Annotated in this window: 15 protein-coding genes and 1 tRNA gene; 13 read left to right on the top strand and 3 right to left on the bottom strand. The window is 59.5% G+C overall.

Annotated elements, in window-relative coordinates:
- Window positions 1-58: 58 nt before the first annotated feature.
- The 3 genes from TK06_RS23945 (at window position 59) to TK06_RS23935 (ending at window position 4,182) form a co-directional block, all read left to right on the top strand.
- A complete protein-coding gene (locus tag TK06_RS23945) occupies window positions 59-1,330 on the top strand; it encodes a YeaH/YhbH family protein (RefSeq protein WP_025215799.1) in 1,272 nt (423 codons plus the stop codon).
- Window positions 1,327-2,892 (top strand): SpoVR family protein, encoded by a 1,566-nt coding sequence (locus TK06_RS23940; protein WP_063324107.1) that lies wholly within the window; start codon window positions 1,327-1,329, stop codon window positions 2,890-2,892. The genes TK06_RS23945 and TK06_RS23940 overlap by 4 nt, the downstream gene beginning before the upstream one ends.
- A 63-nt stretch (window positions 2,893-2,955) precedes the next feature.
- Window positions 2,956-4,182, top strand: coding sequence for a multifunctional CCA addition/repair protein (locus TK06_RS23935; RefSeq protein ID WP_063324106.1), 1,227 nt, complete (start codon window positions 2,956-2,958; stop codon window positions 4,180-4,182).
- A gap of 79 nt (window positions 4,183-4,261) precedes the next feature.
- Here TK06_RS23935 and folK read toward each other — a convergent pair whose 3' ends face one another.
- Together folK and folB are read right to left on the bottom strand one after the other, a co-directional pair.
- Entirely contained in the window at window positions 4,262-4,780 is a 519-nt protein-coding gene (gene folK, locus TK06_RS23930; protein ID WP_057449623.1) for a 2-amino-4-hydroxy-6-hydroxymethyldihydropteridine diphosphokinase, read from the bottom strand.
- Window positions 4,771-5,124 (bottom strand): dihydroneopterin aldolase, encoded by a 354-nt coding sequence (gene folB, locus TK06_RS23925; RefSeq protein ID WP_003206187.1) that lies wholly within the window; start codon window positions 5,122-5,124, stop codon window positions 4,771-4,773. Before folB ends, folK begins: the two co-directional genes overlap by 10 nt.
- A 74-nt stretch (window positions 5,125-5,198) precedes the next feature.
- On the opposite strand from folB, the gene plsY reads away from it, so the two are divergent.
- Window positions 5,199-5,768, top strand: coding sequence for a glycerol-3-phosphate 1-O-acyltransferase PlsY (gene plsY, locus TK06_RS23920; protein ID WP_003206189.1), 570 nt, complete (start codon window positions 5,199-5,201; stop codon window positions 5,766-5,768).
- Between the two features lie 8 nt (window positions 5,769-5,776).
- Here the strand turns inward: plsY and tsaD are convergent, their stop codons facing one another.
- Window positions 5,777-6,802 (bottom strand): tRNA (adenosine(37)-N6)-threonylcarbamoyltransferase complex transferase subunit TsaD, encoded by a 1,026-nt coding sequence (tsaD, locus tag TK06_RS23915; protein ID WP_063324105.1) that lies wholly within the window; start codon window positions 6,800-6,802, stop codon window positions 5,777-5,779.
- A gap of 199 nt (window positions 6,803-7,001) precedes the next feature.
- On the opposite strand from tsaD, the gene rpsU reads away from it, so the two are divergent.
- From rpsU to TK06_RS23875, 9 genes are all read left to right on the top strand, one after another.
- Window positions 7,002-7,217 carry a 30S ribosomal protein S21 gene (gene rpsU, locus TK06_RS23910; RefSeq protein WP_002551877.1) on the top strand — a complete coding sequence of 72 codons (216 nt, stop codon included), beginning with the start codon at window positions 7,002-7,004 and terminating at the stop codon, window positions 7,215-7,217.
- Between the two features lie 479 nt (window positions 7,218-7,696).
- Window positions 7,697-9,655, top strand: coding sequence for a DNA primase (gene dnaG / locus TK06_RS23905; protein ID WP_063324104.1), 1,959 nt, complete (start codon window positions 7,697-7,699; stop codon window positions 9,653-9,655).
- Window positions 9,656-9,722: 67 nt separating this feature from the next.
- Window positions 9,723-11,570: an RNA polymerase sigma factor RpoD gene (gene rpoD / locus TK06_RS23900; protein ID WP_063324103.1), complete on the top strand. Its 1,848-nt coding sequence runs from the start codon at window positions 9,723-9,725 to the stop codon at window positions 11,568-11,570.
- A 127-nt stretch (window positions 11,571-11,697) separates the two neighbouring features.
- The gene (locus TK06_RS23895; RefSeq protein WP_063324102.1) at window positions 11,698-15,441 is read left to right on the top strand and encodes a bifunctional diguanylate cyclase/phosphodiesterase; all 3,744 of its coding nucleotides are present in this window, start codon (window positions 11,698-11,700) and stop codon (window positions 15,439-15,441) included.
- 15 nt (window positions 15,442-15,456) lie between these two features.
- A tRNA-Ile gene (locus TK06_RS23890) sits at window positions 15,457-15,533 on the top strand.
- Between the two features lie 594 nt (window positions 15,534-16,127).
- Window positions 16,128-16,718 carry a GNAT family N-acetyltransferase gene (locus tag TK06_RS23885; protein WP_063324101.1) on the top strand — a complete coding sequence of 197 codons (591 nt, stop codon included), beginning with the start codon at window positions 16,128-16,130 and terminating at the stop codon, window positions 16,716-16,718.
- Between the two features lie 72 nt (window positions 16,719-16,790).
- Window positions 16,791-17,321, top strand: coding sequence for an N-acetyltransferase (locus tag TK06_RS23880; RefSeq protein ID WP_238992566.1), 531 nt, complete (start codon window positions 16,791-16,793; stop codon window positions 17,319-17,321).
- Window positions 17,322-17,355: 34 nt separating this feature from the next.
- Window positions 17,356-17,529: a hypothetical protein gene (locus tag TK06_RS32795; RefSeq protein ID WP_203417390.1), complete on the top strand. Its 174-nt coding sequence runs from the start codon at window positions 17,356-17,358 to the stop codon at window positions 17,527-17,529.
- Between the two features lie 45 nt (window positions 17,530-17,574).
- Entirely contained in the window at window positions 17,575-18,201 is a 627-nt protein-coding gene (locus tag TK06_RS23875) for a hypothetical protein (RefSeq protein ID WP_063324100.1), read from the top strand.
- The last annotated feature ends 204 nt before the right edge of the window (window positions 18,202-18,405 follow it).

Below are 18,405 nucleotides of genomic sequence, written 5' to 3'. Positions count from 1 at the left end.
CGACGCCACGCCCCTTGCAGCTTGAGGCTTACGACTTGAAGCTCCCCCGGAGGGGCCTATGAGCTATGTGATCGACCGACGCCTTAATGGCAAGAACAAGAGCACGGTGAACCGCCAGCGGTTTCTGCGGCGTTACCGTGACCACATCAAGAAGGCCGTCGAAGAGGCGGTCAGCCGGCGTTCCATTACCGACATGGAACACGGCGAACAGATCAGTATCCCCGGTCGCGACATCGACGAGCCGGTGCTTCACCATGGTCGCGGTGGCAAACAGACCGTCGTACACCCCGGCAACAAGGAATTCACCAGTGGCGAGCACATCCCCCGTCCCCAGGGCGGAGGCGGCGGCAAGGGACCCGGCAAGGCCGGCAACTCCGGCGAAGGCATGGATGAGTTCGTGTTCCAGATCACCCAGGAGGAATTCCTGGAGTTCATGTTCGAGGACCTGGAACTGCCGAACCTGGTCAAGCGTAACCTGACCGGCACCGACACCTTCAAGACCGTGCGTGCCGGTATCAGCAACGAAGGCAATCCATCACGCATCAACATCATCCGCACCCTTCGCTCAGCCCACGCCCGGCGTATCGCGCTGTCGGGCAGCAGCCGGGCAAAACTACGCGAGGTGAAGGAAGAACTGGCCCGCCTGAAACGCGAAGAACCCGACAATTTTGGCGACATTCAGGACCTTGAAGCGGAAATCGAGAAACTCAGCGCCCGCATCCATCGCGTACCGTTCCTCGACACGTTCGACCTCAAGTACAACCTGCTGGTGAAGCAGCCAAACCCCAGCTCCAAGGCGGTGATGTTCTGCCTGATGGACGTCTCCGGCTCCATGACCCAAGCCACCAAGGACATCGCCAAGCGTTTCTTCATCCTGTTGTACCTGTTCCTGAAACGGAACTACGACAAGATCGATGTAGTGTTCATCCGCCATCACACCAGCGCCCGGGAAGTGGACGAAGAGGAGTTTTTCTATTCCAGGGAAACCGGCGGCACCATCGTCTCCAGCGCCCTGAAGCTGATGCAGGAGATCATGGCCGAGCGCTACCCCGCCAACGAATGGAACATCTATGCAGCCCAGGCGTCGGACGGTGACAACTGGAACGACGATTCACCGATCTGCCGTGACATCCTGATCAACCAGATCATGCCGTTCGTCCAGTACTACACCTACGTGGAAATTACTCCACGCGAACACCAGGCCTTGTGGTACGAATACGAACGGATTGCCGAAGCTTTTTCCGACACATTTGCCCAACAGCAATTGGTCTCGGCCGGGGATATCTACCCGGTCTTCCGTGAACTCTTCCAGCGCAGGTTAGTGACATGACCGCCAAAAAAGAGCAGAAGCGCCAGCCTATTTCCACCGGCTCCGAATGGACATTCGAGCTGATCAAGGCCTACGACCGCGAAATCAGCCGTATCGCGGACCGTTATGCCCTCGACACCTACCCGAACCAGATCGAGGTGATCACCGCCGAGCAGATGATGGACGCCTACGCGTCGGTCGGCATGCCGCTGGGCTATCACCACTGGTCCTACGGCAAGCACTTTCTCAGCACCGAGAAATCCTACAGCCGGGGCCAGATGGGGTTGGCCTATGAGATCGTCATCAACTCCGATCCCTGCATCGCCTACCTGATGGAAGAAAACACCATCTGCATGCAGGCCTTGGTGGTGGCACATGCCTGCTATGGGCACAACAGCTTCTTCAAGGGCAACTACCTGTTCCGCACCTGGACCGATGCCAGCTCGATCATCGATTACCTGGTGTTCGCCAAGCAGTACATCATGCAATGCGAGGAGCGCCATGGTATCGACGCGGTGGAGGACCTGCTGGACTCCTGCCACGCCCTGATGAACTACGGCGTGGACCGCTACAAGCGGCCGTATCCGATTTCCGCCGAGGAAGAACGTCGGCGCCAGAAGGATCGCGAAGAGCACCTGCAAAAACAGATCAACGATCTGTGGCGCACCATTCCCAAAGGTGCAGACAAGTACAACGAAAAAGACAATGCCCGGTTCCCTGCCGAGCCCCAGGAGAACATTCTCTATTTCATTGAAAAACATGCGCCGCTGCTGGAGCCGTGGCAGCGGGAAATCGTGCGCATCGTGCGCAAGATCGCCCAGTACTTCTATCCACAGCGCCAAACCCAGGTCATGAACGAGGGCTGGGCCACGTTCTGGCACTACACGCTGATGAACGACTTGTACGACGAGGGCCTGGTCACAGACGGCTTCATGATGGAGTTCCTGACGTCCCACACCAGCGTGGTGTTCCAGCCTGGCTTCGACAGCCCGTACTACAGCGGTATCAACCCTTACGCACTGGGCTTCGCCATGTACCGCGACATCCGGCGCATGTGCGAAAACCCCACCGAGGAAGATCGTCGCTGGTTCCCGGAAATTGCCGGCTCGGACTGGTTGTCCGCCATTAAATTCGCCATGAGCAGCTTCAAGGACGAAAGCTTCATCCTGCAGTACCTCTCGCCCAAGGTGATTCGCGACCTGAAACTGTTCAGCATCCTCGATGACGATCAGAAAGATGACCTGCTGGTACCTGCCATTCACGATGAGGGCGGCTACCGCATCATTCGCGAAACCCTGGCGGCGCAGTACAATCTGGGCAATCGCGAACCCAATGTGCAGATCTACAGCATTGACCGCCGCGGGGATCGCTCGCTGACCCTGCGACACCAGGCACACAACCGCAAACCACTGGGCGACTCCACCGACGAAGTGCTCAAGCACCTGCATCGCCTCTGGGGTTTCGACATCCACTTGGAAACCCTGCAAGGCGACCAGGTGATGAAAACCCATCACGTCCCCCCCAGGGGCGAACAAGCCGAAGGAGACTACGGTCGCCTGGACCTGGCCGTCATTCATCTTTGATCCCGTTTTCGCCTCCGGACGTCCGACGCAAAGGTTATCCTGTCGGACCAACGGAGGTTTTTTATGCAGATCTATAAAGTCGGCGGCGCCGTTCGCGACCGCCTGCTAGGCATTCCCGTCACCGACATCGATCGGGTCGTGGTGGGGGCCACCGCCGAGGAAATGCTCGCCAAGGGGTTTCGCCCGGTGGGAGCCGATTTTCCGGTATTCCTAGACCCAAAGAGCGGCGAGGAGTACGCCCTCGCCCGCACCGAACGCAAGAGCGGCCGAGGCTATGGCGGCTTCGTGTTCCATGCCAGCCCTGAAGTGACCCTGGAGCAGGACCTGGTTCGCCGGGACCTGACGATCAACGCCATGGCCGAGGATGACCACGGCAACCTGACCGATCCGTACCACGGCCAGCGCGACCTGGAAGCCCGGGTGCTACGCCACGTTTCCCCCGCTTTCGCCGAAGATCCACTCCGAGTCCTGCGGGTTGCCCGCTTCGCCGCGCGTTATGCCCCGCTGGGTTTCAAGGTGGCGGACGAAACCCTTGAACTGATGCGCCAACTCAGCGAGTCCGGCGAGCTGGAAGCACTGACGGCCGAGCGCAGTTGGAAAGAAATTTCCCGCGCCCTCATGGAAAAACAGCCGCAGGTATTTATCCAGGTCTTGCGCGACTGCACGGCCCTCAAGGTCCTGATGCCAGAGGTCGATGCGCTGTTTGGCGTACCCCAGCCTGAAGCCCATCACCCGGAAATCGACACTGGCGCCCATACCCTGAGCGTGCTGGAACAAGCCGCCCTGCACCAACAACCGCTGACAGTCCGCTGGGCCTGCCTGCTCCATGACCTGGGCAAAGGCCTGACGCCCCAACACGAATGGCCGCGACACATCGCCCATGAGCACACGGGGCTGAAGCTGATCAAAGCGGTCAACGAACGCTTCAAGGCGCCCCGCGACTGTCAGGAATTGGCGTTACTGGTAGGCCAATACCACACCCATGGTCATCGCGCGCTTGAGCTCAAGGCGTCCACTTTGCTTGAGCTGCTGCAGAGTTTCGATGTGTACCGTCGACCTCAGCGCTTCGAGGAATTCATCGCAGCCTGTGAGATGGATGCGCGGGGGCGCAAAGGGCTTGAAGACAGAAGTTATCCACAGGCTGATTATTTGCGGGGCGCTGCGGCAGCAGCCCGCGCAGTGGCGGTGCAGCCCTTGCTGGAGAAAGGCTTCAAGGGACCGGAGCTGGGTGAGGCGATCAAGCGCGAGCGGCTCAAGGCGTTGAAGGCCTATAAAGAGGCGGCGAGCTGACGGGCTTTTCAGGTCAGTTCGCATTCCGGCCGGATGTAACGCCGCCATCGCGAGCAGGCTCGCGATGACGGCAGGCGCCTCACAGCAGATTCGATGGCGTAAGCTGCTGGCCACGCCATTCGAAAGCCACTGGCGCCAGCACCTGGTCGATCTGCGATTCTTCCCACAAAGTGGCGAAGCTTTTGCCGACGCCTGGGTGAATCCGATCCGGCGCGATCAACGACAAAGGCCATAGGACGAAGGCGTTCTTGAGGATTTCCGCACGCGGCAAGATCAACCCATCGAAGTTGCCGACCTGTTCGCCATACAACAACACGTCGATATCCAGCGGCAGCCCCTTGCGGTCCGGCGCATAGCGACCGTTGTCCGCCTCGATGAACTTGAGACGACGATCCAGCTCCATCAGCGGCAGATCCGTGAAGGCCGAGACGACGAAATTGAAGAATGGCCCGCTCTTGATACCCACCGGCTGGCTCTCGAACACGGCCGAACAGCGGATGTCCACCAGGAAACCGGCCAAGGCTTCAAGACCGGCGCACAGATGGGTTTCGCGCTCGATATTGCTGCCGAGCCCGAGAAAAACCTGAGTCAGCGACATCCGCGCTCGATCTCCACACCAACGCCGCTGGCCGCCGGTACGGCGCCAGGCTTGGTTAATTTCAGACGCAGCCAGGTGATCTTGAACTCATCCATGAGCTCCTGGGCCAGTCGCTCGGCAAAGGTCTCGACCAATTGGAACTGCGCCTGTTCGGCAAATGCCTGGATGCGCGACGATACGCTGGCGTAGTCGAGTGCCAGGGTCAGGTCGTCGCCCGCGGCGGCCGGACGGTTGTCCCAGGCGAAGCTCAGGTCAAGCCGCAGGCACTGTCGGATGCCTCGCTCCCAGTCGTAGGCCCCGATTACCGTGTCGACTTCCAGGCCCTCGATAAACACTCTGTCCAAGCACTCTTCTCCGCAGCACGACAAGGGCGCAATGCGCCGTTAGAATCAGGGCGTCCTCGCCCGGAATAGTTAGCATGTTTTGGTTACTGGCGATTCTCGCCTACCTGCTCGGCTCGCTGTCCTTCGCCATTTTGCTCAGCCGCCTGACCGGTCGCCCGGATCCGCGAATGAGTGGCTCAGGCAATGCCGGCGCCACCAACATGCTGCGCCTGGCCGGACGCAAACTCGCCATCCTGACCCTGCTGGGCGACCTCTGCAAAGGCCTTGTCCCGGTATTGATCGCCAGCCTCGCAGGGCTCTCGTTGCAGCAACAGGCCTGGATTGGCGTCTGCGCCGTCATCGGCCATCTATTCCCGCTGTACTTTCGCTTTCGTGGCGGCAAGGGTGTCGCCACCGCCGCCGGCATGTTGCTGGGCCTGTACCCGCCCGCCGCCCTGCTGGCTGTCTGTGCCTGGCTGCTGACGTTCTACCTGACCCGCACCAGCTCCCTGGCCGCGCTGATCGCCACGCCGCTGACCCTGCCGCTACTGGCCTGGCAGGAACCGGCGGCCTTGCTACCGATGACCGCGCTGGTTGCGCTGATCGTCTGGCGTCACCGGGGCAATCTACGCGACCTGTTCGCCGGGCGCGAACGGCATTTTTAAATGCCCTGTCACAGGGGCGCCAACTGCTCCATCGGCCAGCGCGCCTGCACGCTGATCGCCAGGCTTTCGTGCTGGCCGGCCTGCAAGCGCTGGCAACCGGCAAAGGCAATCATCGCGCCGTTATCTGTACAGAACTCCGGCCGGGCGTAGTAAACGTCGCCCTTCATGTCGCCGAGCATTTTCTCCAGCGATGCCCGCAAGGCCTTGTTCGCGCTCACGCCGCCTGCGATCACCAGGCGCTTGAGCCCGGCCTGCTTGAGGGCACGCTTGCACTTGATGGTCAAAGTCTCCACCACGGCCTGCTGGAACGCCAGCGAGATGTCGCAACGGGCTTGTTCACTGTCGTCCCCGGCGCTGACGCACTGCTGCCAGGTGTTCAGGGCGAAGGTCTTCAACCCGCTGAAACTGAAATCCAGGCCGGGACGGTCGCACATCGGCCGCGGGAACACGAAACGCCCATCGACCCCTTGCGTCGCAAGCCGGGAAATTTCCGGCCCACCGGGATAATTGAGGCCCATCATTTTTGCAGTTTTGTCGAACGCTTCGCCGGCAGCATCATCGAGCGTCTCGCCGAGCAACTCGTATTGGCCGATGCCATCGACTCGAATGAGCTGCGTATGGCCGCCCGATACCAACAAAGCGACGAACGGAAATTGCGGCGGTTGCGACTCCAGCATCGGCGCCAGCAGATGACCTTCCATGTGATGCACGCCCAAGGCCGGAATCCCCCAGGCAAAGGCCAGCGCCTGGGCACAGGAGGCGCCCACCAGCAACGCGCCCACCAGGCCCGGGCCGGCGGTGTAGGCGATGCCGTCGATCTCGGTCGACACGCAGTTGGCTTCGGCCAGGACCTGGCGGATCAAGGGCAGCATGCGCTTGACGTGATCGCGAGAGGCAAGCTCCGGCACCACCCCGCCGTAGGCACGGTGCAGGTCGATCTGGCTGAACAGCGCATCGGCCAGCAGGCCACGTTCACTGTCGTAAAGTGCGACACCGGTTTCGTCGCAGGAGGTTTCTAATCCCAGTACTAGCATGGGTTTGCGCCTTGTAGAGGCTGAATTCGAAGGCGCGCATAATAGTCGCCGCGTTGTGCCCCGACCAGCGGTTTTCGATCAGAGGCTTTGCATTCCGAGCGTTGAGGGGTTAACATCCGCAACCCTTAAAAACCGACGTCTTCAAGTGCTCTTTTGCCGCGAGGATGTTGACCCCGGTAATGAATGAAGGTAGCTCTGGATGCCAGCCGTCAAAGTAAAAGAGAACGAACCCTTCGACGTAGCTCTGCGTCGTTTCAAGCGCTCCTGCGAAAAAGCCGGTGTTCTGGCTGAAGTTCGTAGCCGCGAATTCTACGAGAAGCCGACTTCTGAGCGTAAGCGCAAGGCAGCAGCCGCTGTTAAGCGTCACGCCAAGAAAGTTCAGCGCGAACAGCGCCGCGCCGTACGTCTGTACTAATACACAGACGTCCGTAGCAAGCTTCTGCCAAGCCCGGCCCTCAAGCCGGGCTTATGGCATTTGCGGAATAACGCTTGATGCTTCACTGTCAAAGTCGCAGACGCGACATAGACAACCTGCTTCACCGCGTCAGACCTGGCTCTTTTGCCAGCGGTGCACGTCTTTCCTGACGAGCCTTCCAAGGCTACCGACGAGCACACCCTGATTCCTCTAACGACGATCAGCCCAAGGCACCTGCCTGCGTGTCCGCTTCATGAGCTACCCGAGGCCTGAACAGCCGTTACCGGACTCAGCGCAACACATTCAAACAGTCGAATACTGATAGTTATTAACGTCAGTGGATTATCGGCAGATACACTTCCCGACAGCGATGATGCAGACGACCCGGTCGAGCCACCGATTTAGCGTGCCTCAAACCCAGACTCGGTTACGCCTGCCGATTTCGGGTCCATATTTCGCGCAGTGATGATGAGAACGCCATGGCCGGGCTGATTCCCCAGAGCTTTATTGACGACCTCCTGAACCGCACCGACATCGTCGACGTGGTCAGCTCTCGCCTGCAAATGAAGAAAGCGGGCAAGAACTACACAGCCTGCTGCCCGTTCCATAAAGAAAAAACGCCTTCTTTCAGCGTCAGCCCCGACAAGCAGTTCTACTATTGCTTCGGCTGCGGCGCTGGCGGCAATGCCCTCGGCTTCATCATGGACCACGACAACCTGGACTTCCCCCAGGCCGTCGAAGAACTGGCCAAAGCCGCCGGCATGGAAATACCCCGGGAGGAAAGCGGTCGACAGCACAAGCCACGCCAACCGACCGATTCTCCGCTTTACCCACTGCTGACGGCGGCGGCGGATTTTTATCGCCAGGCCCTCAAAAGCCATCCGGCACGCAAGGCTGCGGTGGATTATCTCAAGGGCCGCGGCCTGACCGGCGAAATCGCCCGGGACTTCGGCCTCGGCTTCGCCCCGCCCGGCTGGGACAACCTGTACAAGCACCTAAGCAGCGATACGTTGCAACAGCGCGCCATGATCGACGCCGGCCTGCTGATTGAAAATGCCGAAACCGGCAAGCGCTACGACCGCTTCCGCGACCGGGTCATGTTTCCGATCCGCGACACACGCGGACGGATCATCGCCTTTGGTGGCCGGGTGCTGGGCGACGACAAGCCGAAATACCTGAACTCCCCGGAAACCCCGGTGTTCCATAAGGGCCAGGAACTCTATGGCCTGTACGAAGCACGCAAGAACAACCGCAACCTCGATGAAATCATTGTCGTCGAAGGCTACATGGACGTTATTGCCCTGGCCCAGCAAGGCCTGCGCAACGCCGTGGCGACCCTGGGCACGGCCACCAGCGAAGAGCACATGAAACGCCTGTTTCGTGTCGTGCCCAACGTGCTGTTCTGCTTCGACGGCGACCAGGCCGGTCGCAACGCCGCCTGGCGCGCCCTGGAAGCGACCTTGCCGTGCCTGCAGGACGGCCGGCGGGCACGCTTCCTGTTCCTGCCCGAGGGCGAGGACCCGGACACCCTGGTGCGCTCCGAAGGCACCGATGCGTTCCGTGCCCGGATCAACCAGCACGCACAACCGTTGGCCGACTATTTTTTCCAGCAGTTGACCGAAGAAGCCGATCCACGCTCCCTCGAAGGCAAGGCCCACATGGCCACCCTCGCGGCACCGTTGATCGACAAGGTGCCCGGCGCCAACCTGCGCACACTCATGCGCCAGCGCCTGAGCGAGATCACCGGCCTGAACAGCGAAGCGGTCAATCAACTGGTGCACAGCGCCCCCCAGGAGGCGCCACCGGCTTATGACCCGGGCATCGATTACGACGCGATGCCGGATTTCGCCGACTATCATCAACCTCAGCAGGATTACGCCCCCCAGCAGGAATGGACACCGAAAAAAACCGGCAGTGGCGGCAAGAAATGGGACAAGAAACCCTGGGACAAGAACGGCAAGCGCGGCGATCGCGACCAGCCACGTGCCCCGCGCGTGCCGGCCGCCGTCGAACCACCAACACTGGCCGCCTTGCGCACCTTGCTGCATCACCCGCAACTGGCGGAAAAAGTAGAGGACGCCGGGCACTTCGCCGCCGAGGACCACAGCAATACGCAATTGCTGGTCGCACTCCTTGAAGCCGTGCAGAAGAACCCCAAGCTAAACTCTTTCCAGTTGATTGCACGGTGGCACGGCACCGAGCAGGGGCGCCTGTTGAAGGCCCTGGCCGAGAAGGAATGGCTGATTGAGGGAGACAACCTTGAACAACAGTTTTTCGACACCATTACTAGCTTGTCCGCCCGCCAACGCGAGCGAAACCTGGAACAACTTCTGCGAAAAGCTCGCCAGAGCGAGTTGACCAGCGAAGAGAAAAACCAATTGCGCGACTTACTCAGCCGCAATGTTTGCGCATCAAACCCGACCTCAACTGGCGCGTGAGGTCACAGCTCAGGTATAATCCTCGGCTTGTTTTTTGCCCGCCAAGACCTTCAGTGGATAGGGTGTTATGTCCGGAAAAGCGCAACAGCAGTCTCGTATCAAAGAGTTGATCCTATTGGGTCGTGAGCAGGGCTACCTGACTTACGCGGAGGTCAACGACCACCTGCCGGAGGATATTTCAGATCCGGAACAGGTGGAAGACATCATCCGCATGATCAACGACATGGGGATCAACGTATTCGAGGTTGCTCCAGATAAGGATGCCCTTATGCTGGCCGACGCCGATACCGACGAGGCGGCCGCTGAAGAAGCGGCCGCAGCGTTGGCAGCGGTCGAGACCGACATTGGTCGCACCACGGACCCCGTGCGCATGTACATGCGTGAAATGGGTACGGTAGAGCTCCTCACACGTGAAGGCGAAATCGAAATCGCCAAGCGTATTGAAGAAGGCATCCGTGAAGTGATGGGCGCTATCGCGCACTTCCCTGGCACGGTTGACCATATTCTCTCCGAGTACACCCGCGTCACCACCGAAGGTGGCCGCCTGTCCGACGTCTTGAGCGGTTATATCGATCCGGACGACGGCATTGCGCCGCCTGCCGCCGAAGTGCCGCCACCGATCGACGCGAAAGCCGTCAAGGCCGACGACGACACCGATGACGACGACGCCGAAGCGAGCGACGACGAGGAAGAAGCCGAAAGCGGTCCGGATCCGATCATCGCAGCACAGCGTTTCGGCGCTGTGGCCGACCAGATGGAAATCACCCGCAAGGCGCTGAAAAAGCACGGCCGCAACAACAAGCAGGCGATTGCCGAGCTGTTGGCACTGGCCGAGCTGTTCATGCCGATCAAGCTGGTACCCAAGCAATTCGAAGGCCTGGTCGAACGTGTTCGCAGCGCCCTGGATCGCTTGCGCCAGCAAGAGCGCGCGATCATGCAGCTTTGCGTGCGTGATGCCCGCATGCCGCGTGCCGATTTCCTGCGCCAGTTCCCTGGCAACGAAGTCGACGAAAGCTGGACCGATGCACTGGCCAAGGGCAAGAGCAAATACGCTGAAGCCATTGCCCGCCTGCAACCGGACATCGTTCGCTGCCAGCAGAAGCTCAGTGCGCTGGAGGCTGAGACTGGCCTGAGCATCGCCGAGATCAAGGACATCAACCGTCGCATGTCGATCGGCGAGGCCAAGGCCCGTCGCGCGAAGAAAGAGATGGTCGAAGCGAACTTGCGTCTGGTGATCTCCATCGCCAAGAAGTACACCAACCGCGGCCTGCAATTCCTCGACCTGATCCAGGAAGGCAACATCGGCCTGATGAAGGCGGTGGACAAGTTCGAATACCGTCGCGGCTACAAGTTCTCGACTTATGCCACCTGGTGGATCCGTCAGGCGATCACTCGCTCGATCGCCGACCAGGCCCGCACCATCCGTATCCCGGTGCACATGATCGAGACGATCAACAAGCTCAACCGTATTTCCCGGCAGATGCTGCAGGAAATGGGTCGCGAACCGACACCGGAAGAGCTGGGCGAACGCATGGAAATGCCCGAGGACAAGATCCGCAAGGTATTGAAGATCGCCAAAGAGCCGATCTCCATGGAAACCCCGATCGGTGATGACGAAGACTCCCATCTGGGTGACTTCATCGAAGACTCCACCATGCAGTCTCCGATCGATGTCGCCACTGTCGAGAGTCTCAAGGAAGCGACTCGCGAAGTACTCTCCGGCCTCACTGCCCGTGAAGCCAAGGTACTGCGCATGCGCTTCGGCATCGACATGAATACCGACCACACCCTTGAGGAAGTCGGTAAGCAGTTCGATGTAACCCGTGAGCGGATTCGTCAGATCGAAGCCAAGGCGTTGCGCAAACTGCGCCACCCGACGCGAAGCGAGCATCTGCGCTCCTTCCTCGACGAGTGACCTTCAAAACCCCCGGCCCTGCCGGGGGTTTTGCTATGCACAGATAAAATCCCCTTCGCTACGCTCCTCAGCACCCTGTTGCCCGTCTACACTCGAATCATCCTCACCAAGCCATGACGAGACAGTGATGCCCAGACTGACGGCCGCGCTTTTGCTGTCATTGATGACCTGGACCGCAACAGCTGGCGCGTTGACGCTCACCGACGAGGAGCTCCGCTGGCTCAAGGACCACCCCGACCTGCGCCTGGGTGTCGATGCCTCATGGCCGCCGTTTGAGTTTCGTGATGACCAGGGCCGCTATCAGGGCTTGGCCGCCGACTACGTCGACATCATTCGTGAACGGCTGGCCATCAAGCTCACACCCATCGAGCCGGTCAGCTGGACCGCCGTGCTGGAGCAGGTCGCACAGGGCAAGATAGACCTTTTGCCGGGCATCATGTCCACACCTGAGCGTCAGAATTACCTGGCATTTACCCGCCCTTACCTGGACTTCCCCATCGTCATCCTGGCCCACCGCGGTGGCGCCCAGCCGTACAACCTCAAGGAACTGTACGGGCTGAAAATAGCCGTGGTGGAGAACTATGCCCCCCATGAATTGCTGCGCAACCACCACCCCGACCTGAACCTCGTGGCGCTGCCCAACGTCAGTTCAGCCCTGCAAGCCCTGGCGACCGACGAGGTGGACGCGGTAGTGGGCGATCTGGCCTCCAGCGTCTGGAGCCTGCGTCAACTCAAGCTTGAAGGCCTTTATGTCAGCGGGGAAACGCCGTATCGCTATCAGTTGGCAATGGCCGTCCCTCGAGACAACAAGATATTGGTGGGCATCCTGGACAAGGTCATGGCGGACATGAGCCCCGCCGAAGTTGCCGAGATCCAGCAGAAGTGGGTCGGCAATGTGCACGACTACCGCCAGCTCTGGTCAGACTTGCTGCTTTACGGCCTGCCTGCATTGCTGCTCCTGATCGGCATACTGGCAGTGGTGATTCGCATCAACCGCCGACTCAGCTCGGAAATCGCCCGGCGGGTCGAGCTGGAACAGGAGCTGCGCAGCAGTGAATACCATTACCGTGGGCTGGTGGAGAGCCTGTCGGCCATCGCCTGGGAGGCAAGGGTCAGCGACTTCACTTACAGCTACGTTTCGCCCCACGCCGAAGACTTGCTGGGCTATCCCCTTTCCCATTGGCTGATACCGGGCTTCTGGCGCAACATCATTCATCCCGCCGACCTGATCCGTGCCCAGACCTATTGCGATCATGAAGTGCTGGCGGGTCGCGACCACTGCATCGATTATCGTGTGATCACTGCCGATGGCCGCTGCCTGTGGGTGCGCGATATTGTCAGCCTGATCGAACACGGGCACGAACCGGTGATGCGTGGGCTAATGATCGACATCAGCGAAGCCAAGCGCACCGAGGAAGCCCTGCGCCTTTCGGAGCAGAAATTTGCCTCGGTGTTCCGCCAGTGCCCGGACATCCTGGTGATTGCACGGTTGTTGGACGGTTGCCTGCTGGAGGTCAACAAGGCCTTCGAAGAGCAGATCGGCCTGAGCGCCGCCGAGGTGGTGGGACACAGCGCAACCGAACTGAATATCTGGGGCATCCAGGGCGTGGGGCCGGGCCTGTTGCAGCGCTTGCAGGCCGGCAGCATTCGCAACCTGGAAATGCCCTTCCGCCGTAGCAATGGCCAGGTGTTCACCGGGCTGATCTCCGCCGAGCCCTTCGACCTCGACACGACGCCAGCCCTGGTCGTGGTGGTGCGGGACATCAGCCAGCTCAAGGAAACCCAGCAGCAATTGCAGACATCCGAAGAGAAGTTTGCCAAGGCGTTCCACGCCTCGCCCGATGGCCTGCTGTTGTCCCGGCAAAGCGATGGCCTGCTGATCGAAGTCAACGAAGGCTTCAGTCGCATTACCGGTTTCAACAGTGCCCTGTCGGTGGACCGCTCTACCCTGGACCTGGGCATCTGGGTCAACCTCAACGAGCGAAAGCAGATGCTCGACCTGCTGAAGCGGGACGGCTTCGTCAGGGACTTCAGTTGCCACATCCGTCGCAACGACGGGCAGATCCGGCTCTGCGAAGTCTCCAGTCGCCCGCTGCCTATCGGCAACGAAGACTGCATGCTGACCATCGCCCGGGACATCACCGAACGCCATCTCATGCAGGAGAAACTGCAACAGGCCGCCACCGTGTTCGAAAGCACTGCCGAAGGCGTGCTGATCACCGATACGCAACAGCACATCAGCGCGGTAAACCGAGCCTTCACCGAAATCACCGGCTACAGCGAAACCGAAGCCTTGGGCCATACGCCCCGGTTGTTGGCTTCCGGCCTGCACGACAGCGCGTTTTACGCCGCGATGTGGCATCAGTTGACGGCCGAAGGGCACTGGCAAGGAGAGATCTCCAACCGACGCAAGAACGGCGAGCTGTACCCCAGTTGGCTGACCATCAGCGCGGTGCGCAATCGGGACCGACAGATCACCCATTTCGTCGCGGTCTTCGCCGATATCTCCAGCCTCAAACACGCCCAGGCCCGTCTCGACTACCAGGCCCACCACGACCCGCTGACCGGCCTGCCGAATCGCACGCTGTTCGAAAGCCGCTTGCTGGCAGCTCTCAATGGCCAGCAGGAAAACGGTAGCCAGGGTGCCGTGCTGTTCCTGGACCTGGACCGCTTCAAGCACATCAATGACAGCCTCGGACACCCGGTCGGCGACCTGTTGCTCAAGGGCATTGCCGTGCGCTTGCGCGAGCAGTTGCGCGACATCGACACCGTGGCGCGCCTGGGCGGCGACGAGTTCATTATCCTGCTGCCGGGCCTGCAACAGCCCAGCGATGCGGAGCACATCGCCCAAAAACTGTTGAACTGCTTTGCCGCTCCGTTCCAGGCCGGCGAGCACGAGTTCTTCATCAGTGCCAGCATCGGTACCAGCCTCTACCCGCAGGACGGCTGCGATGTCGCCACGCTGGTGAAGAATGCCGACGCGGCGATGTACCGTTCCAAGGCCAAGGGACGCAACCGGGTGGAAAGCTATACCCGCGACCTCACCGCCCAGGCCAGCGAGCGAGTGGCCTTGGAGCATGAGCTACGGCGGGCGATTGAACGCAACGAGTTGTCATTGTCCTTCCAACCCAAAATCAGCCTCGTCGACAACCAACTGGTAGGTGCCGAAGCATTGATCCGCTGGACGCACCCCACGTTTGGCGACGTGCCGCCGGAACACTTCATCCCCCTGGCGGAAGAAAACGGCATGATCCTGCAAATCGGCGACTGGGTGCTGGAGCGCGCCTGCCGGCAGCTGTGTGAATGGAATGACGCCTACGACAGCCTCGGCCCCCTTTCGGTCAATCTGGCCGGAGCCCAGCTGCGTCAACCCAATCTACTGGGGCGTATCGAACAACTGCTGCGAGAGCACCAGCTCGAACCCGGCTTATTGCAACTGGAAATTACCGAAAACTTCATCATGAGCCAGGCTGAAGAGGCCCTGACAGTGCTGCACCAGCTGAAAAAACTCGGCGTGCAATTGGCCATCGACGACTTCGGCACGGGCTATTCCTCCCTGAGCTACCTCAAGCGCCTGCCACTGGACATCCTCAAGATCGACCAATCCTTCGTCCGCGGCCTGCCCGACGACCCCCACGACGCAGCCATCGTACGGGCAATCATCGCCCTGGGCCGCAGCATGCAATTCACCATCATCGCCGAGGGCGTCGAAACCCTGGCCCAACAGCAATTCCTGACCGAGGAAGGTTGCGAACAGATCCAGGGCTACATCGTCAGCCTGCCCCTGTGCGCCGATGAGTTTGCCGCAACGTTTCTTCGTGTGGCCGTATCGGATTTTTCGGATAGCACAGCCGAGAAACCGTCGCTATAATCCGCGACCTACTGAGGGCCTATAGCTCAGTTGGTTAGAGCAGAGGACTCATAATCCTTTGGTCCACGGTTCGAGTCCGTGTGGGCCCACCATACAAATCAAAGACTTAAGCCCACCACATTGGTGGGCTTTTTCGTATCCGGCCATTTTGGTCCCCGCCTCAGTCCCCACTTCTGTAAGCGCGGAATACCTGGGCATCCCCCTGCGCGGCTTTCGGCACAGCGCTGCAGGGGCGCAGCAAGCTAATTTTGCGGGAAACTTGGTACGAATCAGGCAGGGGTGGTCGAAATATATTTTTGGCTCTCAGGGGAGAAAGGCCGAAAAAGGGGGCAGCGCCTCCGCACTATTTAGAGTGAGGCAGCATCGCCTCGCCTATTGAGTACCCTCTTATGCTGATCGATCCCACGCTTTTAAATGCTCTGCTGCACTCCATTGCATGCTGGGCTGGTTCTGGGGCTGGATTCGTCACCCGCTCCTGATGTTTTCGGGCCTCGTGCTGTATTTCAGTTATCTGGCATAACCCCTAGAAAATCCAGCGGGCGCACTGGCTGCTGGTATGAGTTAGCATTCACAGGCGCTAGCCAAGTTTCCCTAGATCGCGCCGGGGAGTCACACTAGGAACCCGCGCCGGGTAGAAACACCTACCCTTGGCGCGTTGTATCGGGCCAAACACAGGGCGATCGTCAATGCCACAGTCAGTATCTGAGCAAGAGCTTTTCGACAAGTATGTACCAACGATCTTGGAGAATGATGCCAAGGGTATCCTTTCTGATCTGCTCGCGCAGCCGGCTCTCGCGCTCCACTTCATGGGGTTTACCGAGGCGCAAACCCACAGAGCGATCGCTCATGTGAAAGGCATCCTTGAAGAATGCTATCGCGCCGGACATCTCAAAGTGATGATTAGCCACGAGCATGGAATGCTGTACGGCTACGCCCTGCTTTTCGTCCACCCAGACCCTTCGATTGCACGTTACTGCCACAAGATATTTGTGTATGAGCAGTATCGCGGCCATGGTATCGGCAGCCAGATGCTGCAAGGGCTACTCGCAGAAAGCCACGCGACTTGTCTGCTCTGCTCCAATGAGTTAGTGGAATTTTACGAGAAGGCCGGTATGGAGTTCTTGGGGAGCTACACAGCGCCGACCGCACAACAAGGCTTTGCGTTCACGCGGGATATGTACAGAGACCTAATGCTAATGGGTACGACAGACGCCAGCTCTTCATGCCCAGTCTTCATGCTGAACGACAACGACATTCTTGCCCTCATGGTGATCTGACACCTGGTTGAGTGCCCTACTCTGTGATCCCGGCTCTAGCTGGGATACCTGACAATCTGCCAAGGACAGTCTGTGGCCCAATTTAACAGCCTGAAATACCAAGTCTTTCGTTCGACCGCTATGTCGCAAGCTCTTGCCTCATTTTCAGCCGACCCATACGTTTTGGGCACTGGTTTGCAAGTAGATCAGGTCCGATTAGAGCCCATCACACGTGAAGCTCTTGAGGCGTCCGCGCTGTGGGGCGAGACAGCCGCCCTCTTTCCATGGGAGTCCGTCCCTCAGTGGAAGACAAAAGACCGGAAGGGCTTTGACATCTCCCTATGGTTCGGACCGGAGCTGTGTGGTTTGTGCTATGCATCGCCACGCAAGAGCACCATCTGCATTAAGGTGATACTGCTGGAGGGGAAGCCTGATGAGACACACCCGCTAAAGGGCTTCGTATTGGCCCTAGCGATGACTGCCATTGGGAACTACGGTAGGGCCCTTGGCCTAGAAACGATTGAGATTGAGGATCCCTGGCAAGCCGCGATTCCGCATTACAATGCCTTCGGGTTCAACTTTGACGACGAGGGTCGGCTTGTGATTTCACTTGCAGACGCCTAACATGAGTCCACCAACACATGGCACAGAGGTGACTATGCGTAAGAAAGAATCGATTAAGCCGGCAATGATTGAGCTTTTCAAAGCTGAAGCTCTTAGCCTGATGGGCACCACCAATGGCCAGCGCCGGATGTTCCGCATCGCAGCAACACGAGGCCGTGATCAGGAGCCTGCCGGGCCGATGGCAGGGGCTCGCACTCGCGCCTGTTAATTACCGCCGCCAAAAACCGCCTCTAACCTCTAAGGCGGTTTTTTTATGCCCGCTATTCACCTGGGAGTTTCATCGTTGAGCAGCGCAGTGGTACTTCGTAAGCAGACAACCCAGATCGGCCTTGTAACTGCGCTTGTGAGCATCGCACTCTCGGCCATACCTCTGTTCGCTGGAAATGTGTTGTGGTGGCGAGCAGTCGCTCATTTCGTTGGGTTTGCAGGCATGGCGGCATGCCTGGTTCCTCTACTAAGTCAGGCACAAGGCAAGCGGCTTGAGGAGAGCCTACCACGGCTATTGCTGGCAGCCTCGGCAGGGACTGGGGTCGTATGGCTGGCGAATCAAAGCGGCATCATGAGCGGCACCGCGGCCGCAGCAATAACGATGACCATGCTTCTTGCCGCCTTTGCGCGCGCGACCATGGGCGAAATCTTCACCTGGACGGCCGGTCGCTACGCACTGAGCCTCACACTGCTGTTCTGCCTCGCCATTTCATGGCTCTGGGAACTCTACAACCAGCCACTCGTAGACGTTTATGGCACCGGACCGCGTGGCACCCTCCAATGGGAGCAACTTTTTGCCGATGCAGTCGGATCCACAATCGGCGCAAGCTGGGCCGCTAGACGCCTACGCCATGCAACGCCGAGCGAAGCTATCACACCGCCAGCAGCTTAGCCGTCGAGGCCATAGCGCGGCTCTCGTCGAGGTCATAAGGATCAATCAAGGCACTGACGCCAGAGCAGCAAAAAATCCAAGAGTCAGCCGCATAAGCTATGCACCGTGCATAGGTCGTCGCCTTTCAATTTAATCGAGGCTCCTACACGTCGCAAACGGACAGAAGCAACCTGTCGCTGATGAGCGACAGGTTCCGACTTTTTG

It is taken from the genome of Pseudomonas fluorescens, assembly GCF_001623525.1.
In the GTDB taxonomy this organism is placed as follows: Bacteria; Pseudomonadota; Gammaproteobacteria; order Pseudomonadales; family Pseudomonadaceae; genus Aquipseudomonas; species Aquipseudomonas fluorescens_Q.
This window is presented reverse-complemented; position numbering and strand designations above follow the sequence as displayed.

Excerpts from the sequence above, each read along its gene's own strand:
- TK06_RS23945 (WP_025215799.1), top strand. The coding sequence starts at position 59 with ATGAGCTATGTGATCGACCGACGCCTTAATGGCAAGAACAAGAGCACG.
- TK06_RS23940 (WP_063324107.1), top strand. The coding sequence starts at position 1,327 with ATGACCGCCAAAAAAGAGCAGAAGCGCCAGCCTATTTCCACCGGCTCC.
- TK06_RS23935 (WP_063324106.1), top strand. The coding sequence starts at position 2,956 with ATGCAGATCTATAAAGTCGGCGGCGCCGTTCGCGACCGCCTGCTAGGC.
- folK (WP_057449623.1), bottom strand. The coding sequence starts at position 4,780 with ATGTCGCTGACTCAGGTTTTTCTCGGGCTCGGCAGCAATATCGAGCGC.
- plsY (WP_003206189.1), top strand. The coding sequence starts at position 5,199 with ATGTTTTGGTTACTGGCGATTCTCGCCTACCTGCTCGGCTCGCTGTCC.
- tsaD (WP_063324105.1), bottom strand. The coding sequence starts at position 6,802 with ATGCTAGTACTGGGATTAGAAACCTCCTGCGACGAAACCGGTGTCGCA.
- rpsU (WP_002551877.1), top strand. The coding sequence starts at position 7,002 with ATGCCAGCCGTCAAAGTAAAAGAGAACGAACCCTTCGACGTAGCTCTG.
- dnaG (WP_063324104.1), top strand. The coding sequence starts at position 7,697 with ATGGCCGGGCTGATTCCCCAGAGCTTTATTGACGACCTCCTGAACCGC.
- rpoD (WP_063324103.1), top strand. The coding sequence starts at position 9,723 with ATGTCCGGAAAAGCGCAACAGCAGTCTCGTATCAAAGAGTTGATCCTA.
- TK06_RS23895 (WP_063324102.1), top strand. The coding sequence starts at position 11,698 with ATGCCCAGACTGACGGCCGCGCTTTTGCTGTCATTGATGACCTGGACC.
- TK06_RS23885 (WP_063324101.1), top strand. The coding sequence starts at position 16,128 with ATGCCACAGTCAGTATCTGAGCAAGAGCTTTTCGACAAGTATGTACCA.
- TK06_RS32795 (WP_203417390.1), top strand. The coding sequence starts at position 17,356 with ATGCGTAAGAAAGAATCGATTAAGCCGGCAATGATTGAGCTTTTCAAA.
- TK06_RS23875 (WP_063324100.1), top strand. The coding sequence starts at position 17,575 with ATGCCCGCTATTCACCTGGGAGTTTCATCGTTGAGCAGCGCAGTGGTA.